This window comes from Paenibacillus dendrobii (assembly GCF_009807035.1).
Lineage (GTDB): Bacteria > Bacillota > Bacilli > Paenibacillales > Paenibacillaceae > Paenibacillus_AQ > Paenibacillus_AQ dendrobii.
The window spans coordinates 2424809-2439607 of the sequence record NZ_WUBI01000001.1; the positions used below are offsets into that span (position 1 = coordinate 2424809).

Annotated in this window: 12 protein-coding genes; 6 read left to right on the top strand and 6 right to left on the bottom strand. The window is 48.8% G+C overall.

From position 1 onward, the window contains the following. Window positions 1-45 precede the first annotated feature (45 nt). The 3 genes from GRF59_RS10570 (at window position 46) to GRF59_RS10580 (ending at window position 3247) form a co-directional block, all read left to right on the top strand. Complete coding sequence (locus tag GRF59_RS10570) at window positions 46-897, top strand: DegV family protein (protein ID WP_160497523.1); 852 nt, start codon at window positions 46-48, stop codon at window positions 895-897. Between the two features lie 230 nt (window positions 898-1127). Further along, window positions 1128-1997: an AraC family transcriptional regulator gene (locus GRF59_RS10575; RefSeq protein ID WP_160497524.1), complete on the top strand. Its 870-nt coding sequence runs from the start codon at window positions 1128-1130 to the stop codon at window positions 1995-1997. Window positions 1998-2185: 188 nt separating this feature from the next. Continuing rightward, entirely contained in the window at window positions 2186-3247 is a 1062-nt protein-coding gene (locus tag GRF59_RS10580) for a hypothetical protein (RefSeq protein WP_202128534.1), read from the top strand. A gap of 179 nt (window positions 3248-3426) precedes the next feature. Here the strand turns inward: GRF59_RS10580 and GRF59_RS10585 are convergent, their stop codons facing one another. The 5 genes from GRF59_RS10585 to GRF59_RS10605 all read right to left on the bottom strand — a co-directional run bounded on the left by GRF59_RS10585 (window position 3427) and on the right by GRF59_RS10605 (window position 10092). Beyond that, window positions 3427-4581 carry a phosphodiester glycosidase family protein gene (locus tag GRF59_RS10585; RefSeq protein ID WP_160497525.1) on the bottom strand — a complete coding sequence of 385 codons (1155 nt, stop codon included), beginning with the start codon at window positions 4579-4581 and terminating at the stop codon, window positions 3427-3429. Between the two features lie 121 nt (window positions 4582-4702). Beyond that, window positions 4703-5299: an undecaprenyl-diphosphatase gene (locus GRF59_RS10590; protein WP_341480065.1), complete on the bottom strand. Its 597-nt coding sequence runs from the start codon at window positions 5297-5299 to the stop codon at window positions 4703-4705. A 171-nt stretch (window positions 5300-5470) separates the two neighbouring features. Then, window positions 5471-6703 (bottom strand): family 10 glycosylhydrolase, encoded by a 1233-nt coding sequence (locus GRF59_RS10595; RefSeq protein WP_160497526.1) that lies wholly within the window; start codon window positions 6701-6703, stop codon window positions 5471-5473. A gap of 11 nt (window positions 6704-6714) precedes the next feature. Further along, a complete protein-coding gene (locus GRF59_RS10600; RefSeq protein ID WP_160497527.1) occupies window positions 6715-8487 on the bottom strand; it encodes a sensor histidine kinase in 1773 nt (590 codons plus the stop codon). 21 nt (window positions 8488-8508) lie between these two features. Further along, on the bottom strand, window positions 8509-10092 hold the full coding sequence (locus GRF59_RS10605; RefSeq protein WP_160497528.1) for a response regulator: 1584 nt from the start codon (window positions 10090-10092) through the stop codon (window positions 8509-8511). A gap of 202 nt (window positions 10093-10294) precedes the next feature. Between GRF59_RS10605 and GRF59_RS10610 the strand changes: the two genes are divergently transcribed. The 3 genes from GRF59_RS10610 to GRF59_RS10620 all read left to right on the top strand — a co-directional run bounded on the left by GRF59_RS10610 (window position 10295) and on the right by GRF59_RS10620 (window position 13910). Beyond that, entirely contained in the window at window positions 10295-11248 is a 954-nt protein-coding gene (locus tag GRF59_RS10610; RefSeq protein ID WP_237391708.1) for an ABC transporter permease, read from the top strand. Window positions 11249-11297: 49 nt separating this feature from the next. Beyond that, window positions 11298-12191: a carbohydrate ABC transporter permease gene (locus GRF59_RS10615; protein ID WP_160497529.1), complete on the top strand. Its 894-nt coding sequence runs from the start codon at window positions 11298-11300 to the stop codon at window positions 12189-12191. Between the two features lie 72 nt (window positions 12192-12263). Next, window positions 12264-13910, top strand: a complete 1647-nt coding sequence (locus GRF59_RS10620) for an extracellular solute-binding protein (protein ID WP_160497530.1) — start codon at window positions 12264-12266, stop codon at window positions 13908-13910. Window positions 13911-13985: 75 nt separating this feature from the next. Here GRF59_RS10620 and pdaA read toward each other — a convergent pair whose 3' ends face one another. Next, the gene (gene pdaA, locus GRF59_RS10625) at window positions 13986-14759 is read right to left on the bottom strand and encodes a delta-lactam-biosynthetic de-N-acetylase (protein ID WP_160497531.1); all 774 of its coding nucleotides are present in this window, start codon (window positions 14757-14759) and stop codon (window positions 13986-13988) included. Between the last annotated feature and the right edge of the window lie 40 nt (window positions 14760-14799).

Genomic DNA, 14799 nt, shown 5'->3' on the forward strand with positions numbered 1-14799 from the left:
ATTCCTGATTTTGACCAAAGCAACATATGTGTAAGGGAGATGTTCATGCCAAATCTTAAAGTTTTCACGGACAGCACCAGCGACCTGCCTAAGGTGTGGGTTGACCAGTATGATATCGGGATTATTCCGCTGTATGTCGTGTTTGGGGACGAGCAATTGAGAGACGGTGTAGATATTACGCCGGCCGAACTGTATGAGCGAGTCTCCCAAAACGGAAGCCTCCCGAAAACGGCTGCCCCTTCCCCTGCGGATTTCATGGCTGCATTTGAGCCTCATGTCCTGCAAGGAGATTCCATTCTTTACATCAGCTTGTCTTCCGAGCTTTCCGCAACGTACCAGAACGCCTTGATCGCTGCGGCCGAATTTCCGGATGCATCGATCCGTGTCGTGGATTCACGCAATCTGTCCAGCGCCATCGGCCTGCTTGTTATGAAGGCGGTACACGCGGCCAGAGACGGCAAAAGTCTGGATGCGATCGTCAGCATGCTGGAGACCGTGCGCCCGGAGATTGAAACCGAGTTCGTTATCGACACTCTTGAATATCTCTATAAAGGCGGACGATGCTCCGGTGTCCAGAACCTGCTCGGCAGCCTTTTGAATATCCGCCCGGTCATTAAAGTGATTGACGGCAAAATGACACCGGCCTATAAAGTGCGAGGCAAAAAAGAAAAAGCAATGAATCAGATGCTTCAAAATGCCCTGGAAAAAAGCGATCAGATGGATAATGACCTGATGATTGTTGTCCATTCCTTTGCCGAAGACGAAGCAAAATATTTGCAGAAGGCGCTTCAGGAAAAGACCCATGCACGCGAAGTCGTCATCTCCACTGCAGGTTGTGTCATATCCAGCCACTGCGGTCCAAAAACCATCGGCATTATGTACAGCAAAAAGGCATAACGCTATTCATTTCATATCATTCAAACATTTCAAGCAGCAACCGTTTCCGGGTTTCAATTGGGGGACGGTTGTTTATTTTTTTGTACAACATGAGCCAAGTCATTCCGGTAGAGAAAGATGACTCTTGAATCAATGCTTATGCAAAGGTAATGTGAATACATTTAGATGTCGCCCCTTTAGCAATGAACAACTGAAATTTGGGGACGGATCAATCACGGAGGAGGTATGAAATGAAAATTCACAATGCGATTCAATGGAGAGATAATTTATATTTATTTCATTACCGGAGTGTGCGTACAGAACCCGTGGAATATTTTCATGCCCATGAAGGATTGGAAATCTTATATATTCACGAAGGAACAGGAAAGTATATCATCAACAATCAAACGTACCCGCTTCAGCCATGCACCTTGATTCTCGTCAAACCTTTTCAAATTCACGAGATTAAAGTCAGGGTTCCGCCCGATTATGTCCGCACCTTGCTCAAAATTAAAGCCTCCGTCATCGAAAGCTTCCTTGGTGTGTTACCGCAGCTGACTTCCGCCTTAACTCAGTTTTTGGAACAAAAATTGTCCTATCAGGTTTTTTATTTGTCACATAAGGATGCTTCGTATTTCGAAGATCAATTCCTACATCTGCACGAGACGTTGGCAATCGTTCCCTCAAAGTTCCAAAAGGAGATCGTCCCCTTGTTTTTATTCCAGTTTTTCACTCATTTCAACAGCCATATTTATTCGCCAGGTGCAAACAAGGTAATGCTGCATCTGGCGAGTAGCGGTTCGACAGAGCTCATTGGCGCTATTGTGAAATGGATTGACAAACACTACAACCTCTCATTCACGATCAAAGACATGGCGGAAGAATTTCACTTCTCCCCAAATTATTTATCCAAGCTGTTCAAGGAACAAATGGGCTTGACGATCATCGAATACACGAATGAAAGACGTTTGGAGGAGGCAAAGATGCTTCTTTCCGAAGAGACTCTAACCGTAGAAGAAATCAGTAAGGAGGCCGGGTTCAATTACCCGTCGTATTTTATCGCCATGTTCAAAAAAAGATATGGCATGACCCCTCACCGGTATCGAATGCGGATGGAATAATGATATTTTCAAACCACAATCTGTTATATGTTGTGTTTTATAATTAAAGCGCTTTAATATGGATCTTCAACATGGAATGACGAGGTGATGCCCCTTTTTCAAGGAAATACGGGTGTGCACGCAAACGGTAAAAAGCACGGTTAAAGTCTGGAGTTTGGAGTATCAAGAAAACGGGAGGTTTGAGGATAATGAAACAATCGTTCAAACTGGGCATGATAACTCTTTTTTGCTTCGTTCTTGTTTTCGCGTTGTATCCGATCCATTCGGCAAAAGCAGCCACCCGCTCGGTTCCCGCTGGTGATGTCGCGACGCTGCGCAGCTACTTATCCAGCGCGAGTCCCGGCGACATCATTGAGGTATCGGGGACCTACACGGTATCGGATGGCACCCTTGCAACATCCAAAAGCGGATCGGCTGGCAATTACATCACCATTCGGGGCACCGGAAGCGGAGCCACTTTTAACTTTTCCGCCTCGGCAGGCAATGCGGCATTTCATATCAAGAACAATTATTACAAGCTGGAAAACGTGACGATTAACTCCAATTCCCAATCGAACAAAGGGCTGCTCATTGAAGCTTCGCATGGTTATGTAAGCAACGTTACCGTTAAAAATACAAAGGGGGAAGGATTCAAGATCCGTAAAAACAGCCAATATTGGCTGATCTCGGACAGTACGGCACAGGGCACAGGGACCGGCGGGAAGTTCGGTGAGGGCTTTTATGTCGGAGATGCCGACCAGAATTGGACGACCAGCCCGAATCCGGATCAAAGCGGGTATATCACATTTTTACATTGTAATGCCATACGCACCGTCAATGACGGTTTTGACTTTAAAGAAGGCACGCACCACATTAAAGTGGTCGGCGGCAATGTCGACTTTGAGAACACCATACCCGAATCGAGTGTGGGCAACAATGGAGTCTATACACGCGCCGATCATGTACAAATCATCAATACCACCATTCAAAACAATTCATCTTCGGGCCAGGCTTTTAAAGCGAATAAAACCACAGCTTCGGACGGAGTATCTTACGGAAGCGATCTTGAGCTAAAAGGCGTAACGGCGTCCAATATCTCAGGCGCCATGATTCATACAAACTACGTTTCCAATAAGCTGTACACCGACTATACGATGTCCGGCGTTTCCGGCGGGCTCTACGCTTCCGGATCCAAGACGGCAACATCTTCCAGTCCAGCTTCCTTCGCCGAGATGACTTGGAGCGGTGAAGGCGGAGATACTTACATGTAGCGAGTGCAGCATCAGACCAGAAAAGCATGGAATAGCCTCCTGCCGGACCATACCTGAAATGACCGGTGTATCATAGAAAGAAGCCTGAGGCACTCCGCCTCAGGCTTCTTCGATTTAACTGCGCTAACATCAAGTCTCTTCGTCCAAGACATATTGATGCAAGCCTTTCAGGCGGCTAGTTATTTCTTCTTGCCCGGATCAATGTCCTTCGGATTCAATCCGGCCCAAATATTCGGGATGTTCGCTTCTTCCGGATGCTCGAAAACCAGAAACGCCGTCGGCAGGTAGCGTTCCCCGTATTCAGAGGATGGCTTGTTGACGATTTCGTTATCTTTCACCAGAACCGTTGAGGATCCCCCATCCAGGTTGGCAGCAATCACCGCGCCATGCTTTAGCATGATTTGCTGAACATCGTATAGATTTGCCCCGATGCTGTATGTCGGCTGTCGGCCATCAATGATGACGAATAAAATAGCGCCGTCAGCACGCTGCCCCATGGCGGTACGAGGTGCGATTCCCCATCCTTCGCTGGCATTCTTGATCAACCCTTTGCCGTTAACGATTATACGCGGTTGGAACGTAACGGCTTCCTGAATCCCCATATTGCTCAATTCCTTTAGGGAATAATGGCCGGCGACCATTTTACCGGTCTTATCAATTCCGACAACCTGAGTCGACGAATCCTTGCCCAGACCATTGTAATACAACTTGCCTTGGGAAATGACGATACCGATCGGCTTAAAACCGTTGCCCTTCCAGTTGGGGTCTGCAAAACCACCCGCATTGACACCGGCGATCGCTCCCGTCCGCTGCACCATACTGGAGACTTTCTCCCCTTTGCCCTTAGCTTTCGGCACGCCGAGCCGTATTTTCGTGGGATCATTAACGGTCATGACATACCCGTGATAGCCTTTGCCCGATATCTCCTCGACTTCAACCAGCGGCTTCTTCTCCTGTGTGGTTTCGGAAGCTGTCTGCTGGGGAGCGGGAAGCTGAATCTGATGGGTATCCTTTTCCTCCCCCATGGATTCAAAACGCTTGTTGTACTCCGCGACTCTGCGGTCCAGCTCGGCTTGCCCGATAATATATTTGGCCAGATAACGGTGCTGCGTGGTAATCAATGTGTCAGCAGCAAGAAAACGGTACTCATTACCTGACGGTGTCAGGAAGAACCAGCCTGCACCCAGCATTCCAACAATCAATACGGTCCAGATCAATCGGGTAAAGAACCAGCCGAAGCCCTTTTTGCGTTTTTTCCGCTTTTTATTTTTAACGACTTGAGTCTTTTTTTGCTGCCTTGCCGTGGATCTCTTTGGCAGTGATGCTTGCTCCATCGTCTGCTATCCCCCATACTTGCATAATCCTAATACGCACAGCTTTTGTAGAATAGACGTTTCCCAGGAAATAAATGTTTCATATTTTGTTGAAAAAAGCCAAAAAAAGGATCATTCCAGTCTATGATTTCCGCCAAATCCGGAATTCTACGCTTTCATAGATATTAATAAATCCGGACAGCACTTTCCGGGTCCAGGACAGCTTCGCAAAGAGCATATAGACGATGACAGATGAAAGAATCCCAATCAGCGCGCCGCTTAGAACATCAGTTGGATAATGGACTCCGTTCCAGATCCGAGAAAAGGCGATCAGGGCTGCGAGAACCATCCAGACGATCCCGTCCTTTTTGCGGAACAAAAGAATAGAGAATGCGATCACAAAAGAACCGATGGAATGATCGCTTGGAAACGAGGCATTGGCCGCATGCTCAATCATCTGGTGAACATGGTGAGCCACAAACGGGCGATCCCGATAAAACAGATGGCTGAGAATAGTTCCAATCACAAAAGCAAGACAGGCGGAGGCCAGAGCCTGCACAACCATCTTCCGGTTCTCCCGCTTCCGGGTAAACCAATATACAATCACGGCCAGATAAAATAGATATTCGGCGTCTTCGGACAAAAAACGCATGATCGCGTCAATCGCCGGATGACTCCCCGCTGCATTATTGATCCAGCTGAACAGCGAATAATCCCATGTTGTTAAAAAAATAGCAATCTTCCCCTTCCCTGCTGCAAAGGCTCATACGTTGTCATGGTTTCTATTAAATGGACGAATGGACGATGGTACGAAGTCCAGTATAATAGATTTCAACTGCTCCATACAAATCCGGCTTCTTACAGAACCATAAAAAAGCCCGCCCCATAAGGGCGGACGCCTATTCCGAAATTACCAGCTTGCACGGTTGTTGATCTTCTTCATTTCATTATCCGTCCATTTGCCGTAAACGAAAAATGCGAGATTCGCGATCTCCGGAAAATTCGTACGGATTCCCTGCTGGACGTTATGATACTGTGCATCGGTCCAATCCGTATCCAGCGCCGCAATAATCTCGGCATTGCCGATTTTCTGACGGGTCTGGCTCAGGATACCCGTACTATCATAAACCCAGCTTTGCGGGAATTCCCAATCATCGAAGTACGCCATCGGCGAGATAAAGTCCATGTATGGCATGAATTTCGCGACATCCTGACCGCATTCCACGAACTCCGGCGGCAGAATATAGGCTCCGAAAAAGAGTCCTGGCGTAATTCCGTTCAAATCGCCCCTCACATCGCGGACATATTCCCCGAGCCTTGTCGTTCTCCACTCGTTCCATTCCCTGCGTTTCGCGTTGTCCGTATTAAAATTGATGGTTATCGGATCATAGCCATATTGATTTTTATACTGCGTCCTCGTGTAATCCCCCATGTCCATGTTGTAATCATCAAAACGGATCCAGTCAAGGACAACTCCATCCACATCATAGTTCGCGGCTACCTCTTTGATAATGGAGCGCTCATAAGATTGCACATCCGGGTGAAGCGGATTGACGAAATATTCGCTGCCGTTGGAACCCGTGAAGGGCTTGACCTTGCCGTTCACAAGGGAGCGCATCTGCCAGTCGCTGTTCTTATCGAAGGCCGCCCGGTCATGAAACTGTGGAATCCATGCACGTACTTGAATGTTCTTTTTATGTGCTTCGGTAATCACATCCTTCACAGCGTCAAAATTGCTGTATCCCGAAGCGATGGGTGCGATCTTGCTCTTATAAAACACATAGCCCGATGGAACCTCATCATCCTCATCCTGCTTCACGCTCAGATTAATGACGGAGATGCTGCGCTTCGAGGCATTGTTCACGAAGCTGACGACGTCATTGTGATTCTTGAAATTGGCTACCGTCCGCACGATAATTTCTGAAACGAAAGGGCCAGTCTGCGCAGACGTGGTTTGGGCAGGCACAGCCAGCATGAAGCCCATCAGCAGTGCGGGCAGAGCCAGCAGAAGCGCCCGTTTTCTTTTACCTTTGATCAATTGATTCATCCGCCTTTCAATGAATAGATTGGGTGTTTGCATATGAAGCCTGACCAAGGTGCCTGAGTCATCATCCTCCTCTCGCAGCCGCGCTGGAAACCCCAATAGCTTTCCACCTATCCCTGTGACGGGCCGCTATCGTTTGATTCTGTATGATGAAAATAAGGGATGGTCAATTGAACGGTTGTCCCGATGCCTAGCCGGCTGTACAGCAAGACACCATAAGAATCGCCAAATTGCAGTTTGATTCTCTGATCGACGTTACGGATCCCGTAGCCCATTTTAATTCCGCTTGGAGAAAAAATCTGCCGGATGGTTTCCGCATTCATACCGATGCCGTCATCAATCACTTTGAACACGATGGCCTGCTCCGCAGCCTCTGCCGTAATGCGGATATGGATGCTATCCCCGTAAAAGGCATGCTCCAGAATGTTCTCCACAAAGGGCTGCAATATCAGCTTTACAGTATCGTAGCCCAGCACCTTTTCGTCAACATCGACATTGAAGGTGAGGCGATCCTCATATTTGATTTTCTGGATTTCTATGTAGGTCTGTACCTGCTGCAGCTCCTTCTCGACCGAAATCATCATTCTGCCCTCGTTCAGCGACAGGCGGTAGAATTTCGCGAGTCCGCTGACCATGGCGCGGATTTTAGCGATTTCGCCGAATTGCGCCAGCCTGTTAATGGACGAGAAAGAGTTATATAGAAAATGCGGATTGATCTGGGCCTGAAGAATTTCCAGCTCCGCCTCTTTCTTTTGTAAATTAGACAGGTACACTTCCTGAATCAGTCGGTTCATGTTCTCACCCATGTCATTTAGAGCCAGGGCGATCTGATTAAACTCGTCTTGGCCTCGGTAGCGCAGCCTTTTATGCAAATCACCTTCCTGAAAGGAACGCAGAACCGACACGATTTTGACAACCCGTCTGGAAAAATATCTGGATAGCAGCCATCCAGCCGCGGAAAATAGCACGATCATGATCAGACATACAATAAACGTGACGCTTTTGACCTTCTGAATATCCTTCTCCATCACCTGATTGGGAATATTGGCTGCGAGCGTCCAGTTCAGTCCCTCGATGGGAGCCTTGATTTGCAGATAGTCCTTGCCCTCCAGCATGGGAATTTGCTCTTCCTTGATGCTTTGATCCGCCGAAGAAAAATAGATGATTTCCTTCTTTTCGTTCTCTATGTACAGGGTACTGCCGTTACGGAATTTATCCTCGTTCACGCTTTCCAGCAGATCTGCAATCTTGACGGTGATGCGTACAAATCCGAAGGGCTTCGGTGCGGTTGGCTCATACGTATCCATTAATCTGCGCAGCAGGGATATATTCCCGAACCTGTCATCCTCCTCAACTTGGCGCCACTGCATCGTCACTCCATATTGTTCTTTCGGAAAATCCTTAAACCAAGGTTTGTCCAGAATCCGCTTCTGATGAAAAAGCTCGTAGAACCTCCCCTTGCTGATCGGGTCCATGCCTTCGTATGAGTAATAAACCTCCGGAATGGTGTCATTCTGAATGTATACGGACAGCGCAATATTGCGGTTAGTCGCATGAATCGTATTTTGCAGCGTCGGTATCAGGTAGCTCTGCAGGGTATCGAAGCTGTACCAGCCGTCATCGTAACGCCGCAGGGAATCTGACAACGTCCGGTCATAATACAGCAAATCCGTCAGCCTCTGAATGTCCTCCACCTTGTAATGAATATTGTCCTGGATTTGCTGAAGCGTGCCGCGGATATTCGCCTTGGTTTGTTTGCGAATCGAATCCACGGATGTGTTGTAGGCAAACGTGCCGACAAATACTACCGGCACAATAAGCAGTACAATATATGAAATCATCAGCTTGTAGCCGAATGACAGAAATCGTTCCTTCCGCCTCATGCAAATTCTGCTCTCCTTCGCTTAGCACTGCTTGCGGTAATCACCTGGCGTCATGCCGTATTTGTCCTTGAACTGCCTGCTGAAATATGTAAGATTCTTATACCCCACACGGCCGGCCACCTCAAAGATCTTATAGTGGGGATCCTTCAGCAGAAGGCAGGCTTTCTCCATTCGCCGATCTACCACGTAGTCGCTGAAATTGACGCCTGTTCCCTGTTTGAACAGTACCCCAAGATGATTCGGGGAAAAGGAAAACATATTACTTACATCCCGGAGAGCGATATTCTGATCGAGATGCTCTTCCACGTACGCACAGACCGACTCCAATAGCTTATTGTTCTTCTTTTGTTTTTTGATGTGAAGCATTTCGGAGATTTCGAATACCCGCCGACGTAACCAGGATTGGATATCATCCATCGTTTCAAATTTAAACAGGATGTCCAGGTTCTCCATTCTCATGCCGAGCAGCTGGAACAGATTCTCATTCAGCCCCGCCAGATAGGCATCCAATCTGGAAATAATCTGAATGGCAACGTTGTATACCGTAGATTTGGACTTCATCCGGCGGATCAGGGCGAATACATGCCCCAGCTCGTCATGAAGCTGGACAAGCCTGTAGTTGGACATTTCCGCGAATAGGGCATCCAGCCGCATTTCCAAGCTTTGCACGTCCTCCACATTGCCCGATTCCATTTCAGAGAAGAGGATCAATCTGCTCTTGCCCGCCAGCATTTTATAATCCAAAGCCTGCCTGGCCTCCTGGTAAGACGTCTGAATCCATGCGAGCGATGCCGCCGTACTGCTGAGACCAATGGTAATCGTAACAGGAAAACCGATTTCTATCCGGTCAATGAGTTCCCTAAGAAAGGTCTCGCTTCTGCCCAAATGCTCCCCCTGGAGCACTAAGGCGAATTGTCGGCTTGAAAGCCTGCACAGCGACAGGATCTGCAGCTCCTCGCAGCACTCCATTAGAGTTTGGTACAGCTGATATACGATCTGTTTCGCTTCCGACTCACTGTACGCGTTCAGCTTCCAGGCTACATCGTCTATTTCGATGACGGCCGTTCGGTGCGGCTTATTAGGATCTATCCCGCAATGTACCTGCAGCTTCTCATGGAACAGGGCATCTTCTCCTTCATGCTGGCCATCGAGCAGTTCGTGCAGCATATCATTCCTTAGCATAGGCAGGGTTTTATCGTAATCCGATTGAAGCCTGGACTGCTGTGCCTCATGATCAAGCTGACGCTTCACCTTATGCAGAACCTCAATCATTTCCTCATCCTCCACTGGCTTCAGCACGTAGCTTTGCGCATTCAGCTCCATCGCCTGCTTCGCATAGTGGAAATCCTCATAGCCGCTTACGAAAATGATTTTGAGCTGTGGAAGCAGCTGCAAAGCCTCCCTTGACAGCTCCAGGCCCGACATGATCGGCATTCGGATATCGGTGATCAGAATATCAACCGGATACTGTCTGATATAATCCAGTGCGGCAAAACCGCTGCTCACGACAGCAGCCACCTTCATCCGGAGTTCACTCCAGGGAATAAATCGCTCCATCCCCCTCAAATCCAGTACTTCATCATCGGCAAGCAATACGTTGTACATCTCATTCCTCCCGGGCAACTTGCGGAATAAAGCCATCAATGGCCGATCTGATCCCATCATATAACATTTCATTTTTAACATGTTGAAAACGCTGCAACTTCATTGCAGAAGTCTATAAATCGTTGTTTGCATCAGTTTTTTTGCTTGGATGCCTCCTTTACCATAAATCCCAGGAGAGAAATTTCACAAAGGAAGTGTTGTCATGAAAAAAAGCACCGTACTCTCTACGCTTGCGGGACCCGGCCGCAAATCCTTCTGGTTCCGATTCTCCAGGCAGCTGGATTTGCAGCTCATGGTCATCCCGGCGATGATTCTAATCCTGATCTTTTCCTACCTGCCGATGTATGGGGTGCTAATGGCTTTCCAGGATTACGATATTTTTCAGGGCTTTCTGCACAGTCCCTGGGTAGGCTTCAAGCACTTCAGGATGTTTTTCGAAGCACCCGAATTCTGGAATGTGATGCGCAATACGTTTGTGATCAGCGCCCTGAGGCTGCTCATCGGGTTCCCGGCACCCATTCTGCTGGCGCTGATCCTGAATGAAGTCATGCATCTTCGCTTCAAACGGATCATTCAGACCGTCAGCTATTTGCCCCACTTCCTGTCATGGGTTATCGTCTCGGGCTTTGTGGCCTCCATGCTCGCAACGGACAACGGAAGTCTGAACATGCTCCTGCAAAAGCTCCAGCTGGTTAGCGAGCCGATCAATTTCCTGTCCATCCCCGGGTATTTCTGGGCCATCCTGATCGGAACAGGCATCTGGAAAGAGATTGGCTTCTCCGCCATCGTCTATCTGGCTGCCATTGCCGGCATCAACCCGGAAATTTACGAGGCCGCATCCATCGACGGTGCCAGCCGCTTCAAGAAAATGTGGTACATCACCATGCCAGGTATATCCGGCGTCATCACCATTTTCATGATTCTGGCAGTAGGTGATATCTTGAGCGCGGGCTTTGAAGACATCCTGCTTCTGGCTAAAAATCCTGTACTTCAGGATGTTTCGGATGTCATCGATACGTATGTCTACCGCGTCGGGATCCGCAACTCGCTCTTTTCCTACGCTGCCGCCGTCGGATTATTCAAATCGGCAATCAGCGTCATTCTGCTGACAGCCGCCAACATGATGGCCCGTAAACTGGGACGCAGCCTGTGGTAGACATCCCCGGGCACTGCAACTACATTTATGAAGCGCAGGTGATAACGACATGAAGAACTCTTTTACCGACCGCATTTTTCTGGGTCTGATCTATGCTTTACTGATCATCATGGCTTTTGCCATGCTATATCCGTTCTGGAATTCCATTGTCATCTCATTTAACGTGGGCTCAGACACCACCCGGGGCGGCATTACCTTTTGGCCGAGGCAGTTCACGCTGGAGAATTATAATGTCGTTTTTCAGGATAAACGCCTGATGACAGGCTTCCTCATCTCCGTACTTCGGACGGTGATCGGTACCATCCTGTCCATCGTTTGCACGGCAGTCTTCGCTTACGGGATGTCCAAAAGGCAGCTCATGGGACGCAAATGGTATATGATCCTGTGCATTATCACGATGTATTTCAGCGGCGGACTGATTCCTTCCTTTCTGATCAACCGCGAACTGGGACTCATGGATAATTTCTGGGTCATGATCGTGCCCAATATCATCAGCGTTTGGAATATGATCATTTTCCGTACGTTTTTTCTGGAGCTTCCCGAAGGACTGGAGGAATCTGCCAAAATCGACGGATGCGGCCACTGGGGCATTTTTTTCAAAATCGTCGTCCCGATTTCGGGTCCTGTTATCGCCACGCTCTCTCTGTTTTCGGCGGTATGGCACTGGAATGATTGGTTTACGGCCAGCATCTACATCACAACCGAGCATCTGCTTCCGATTCAAACGCTGCTCCAGCAAATCTTAAGCTCCAACATCATGTCCGAGCAGATGATGCAGACTAACGCCGCCGCGCGCAGCCACATGTCCCAGCTTCAAAACGTCACGACCAAGTCGCTGACTATGTCAACCATGCTGGTGGCAACCATCCCGATTCTGCTGGTCTATCCATTTTTGCAAAAATATTTTACCAAGGGCGTCATGATCGGTTCCATTAAAGAATGAAGCCGGATATGATCGATGTAAAAGCTTTCTTGAGGCTTGTACATATCACAACATTCATATGGGGGTATGAAAATGTCATTCAAAAAAACATCTTTGCTGCTTCTGGTCTGCATGCTGGGCATGAGCATCATGCTCGCGGCATGCGGCGGAGGCGGCGGAAATGACGCGGCAAAAACGGAATCCAAAGACAAAGCCGAAGCGGATTCTACCAAGCCTTTCGTGCTGGGAGAAACGCCGCTTACCTTTTCCTTTTACGGTAACTATGACTGGTATACCATGAATCCATGGGGACAGGACCCGGCAACGAAGTGGATTCAGGAGAACCAAAAGGTGACGGTCCAAGCCATTCAATCAGGCGGAGCTGCCCTGCAGAAATTCAATACGATGATCGCCTCCGGCCAGCTGCCGGATGTCATCTGGGGAGATCGCGGAACGGACATCGAAAAGCTCAGGAAGGCGGGCAAACTCGTTGCTCTGGATCCCTATCTTGAAAAATACCCGAATCTGAAAAAATGGGCAGGCGAAAAAACACTGAATATGCTCCGTTCCGAGGATGGCAAGCTGTACCAGTTCCCGAACTGGTACACGAAAAGGCCCATGGGCAACGGCGGATACGCCGTCAATAACAAAATCTACAAGGAGCTTGGATCGCCGAAGCTCGAAACCTTTGATGACTTATATGCTTATCTGAAGCTGGTGAAGGAAAAGTATCCCGATATCGTTCCGTTCGAGGTCGGATTACTGGGCCAAGGCATCGACTTTCTCTATGCAGGCATGGCAGAAGACCGGAACGTCGGGCAGGTTTCCCTCCGCGCAGTTCCTCAGGGCAATGAGCTGAAGTCCCTGTTCAGCGATCCGGTCTACCGCGAGTCGATGGTGTTCGCCAATCAATTATTCCGCGAAAAACTCATCACCCAGGATGCCATCACCCAAACCCGTGATCAGGTCAAAGAAAAAGTGAATAATGGCCGGGTAGCCATCTACGGAGATTTCGATACCACTGTGCTCGGTACAGAAGCCAACAGCATGCTTCGTGCCAAAGATCCCGGTAGCGGATATACCATGATCTGGCCGCTCCACAAGACGGGTGTCGATCCGAATAAAGTATGGGTCAACGAATATGATTCGCTTGGCTGGAATGTCAGTGCCATCACCACTTCTGCGAAGAACCCCGAAGGCATCTTTGCTTATCTCGATTGGCTGACGGGAGAAGAAGGAGAGCGTATTATTTTCTGGGGTCCTGAAGGAATGTATTGGCAGGGCACCAATGATAAAGGGGCTCCGATTTACACGGATAAGTATAAAAATGAGGTTGAAGAACGTTCCAAGCTCATGGCAATCTGGGATACCTTCCAATGGGCCGGAAACACGGCGTTCATAGACGGGTCCAAAGCCGAGAATGAAATGAATCTCCCTGAAGATAAGCGGGATTGGGCTACCGTTTCCCAAACGGCGGTCGCCTGGAAGACCTCCTTCGATGCCACAGAGTTCGGAAACATCCAGCCCCTCCCGGATTCGGACGAGGGCATGATCCTTCAGCGCGTATCCGATATCGCCGACAAGGTGCGGGCAAAGGCATTGTTCGCCAAGGATGAGCAGGAAGTCATCGCCCTCCTCGACAAGGCAGAGCAGGATGCCCAAAAAGCTGGCTATGAGAAACTGTTGAAATTCGAGACGCAGAAATGGCAAGAAAATCTCAAAAAAATCAACGGGAATTAATCCGTTTTCCGATCTAGACAACAAGAGGCAGCCCTTTATGGGCTGCCTCTTGTGCTATGCCGGCGTAACCGCCGGTCAGTAAGTCTTCACCTTTAATGCATCCAGGCTCTTAAACTCGTAGCCCTGCTGCCTTGCCCCATCAATAATCCGTCCGAGCGCTTCCGTATTGTCTCTGGAGATGGAATGCAGCAGAATCACGGCTCCCGGATGAAGCTGAGCCATTACCTGGTTATACGCATAGTCTGCGCCTCTTTGATCGTTAACGTCCCAATCCTTATATGCAACCGACCAGAATACGCTGACATAACCCTCAGAACGGCTCAAGGCGAGCGTACGATCATTGAAAATACCGCGCGGCGGACGGACAAAGTCCATCGCCTGCTGACGGGTTGTACCCGACACGGCCTGTTTGACCTTCGTTAGTTCATCCTTTAGCTGCTCATTCGACACCTGCGTCATATCGGGATGCGACCAGGAATGGTTGCCTACGAGATGGCCTTCCGTCACCATCCGCGTGACGAGCTCGGGCTTATCCTTGACGTAATGCCCGGTGAGAAAGAAAATAGCCGGAACCTTCTTCTCCTTCAGCACATCGAGAATCTTGGGAGTAAAACCGTTCTCATAGCCGTTATCAAACGTCAGGTACAGCTCCTTGCGGGTGGTATCTCCCAAAAAGATAGCGTCATTTTTCTGCAAAACGTCCTTGAACCCTTCCTCGTTAATGGAGGGAAGCTGGCCGTTTTTGCTTTTTTTGAAGCCAAAATGGTAAGGACCGTCCGCAGACGCCGTTTGCTGAAAGCCGCAGAGCAAGAATATTGCCGCAGCCAATGCGATCACAAAGCGCTTCATGTGGATATCACCTCTCCATCAATGAATTGTCTGAATTCAC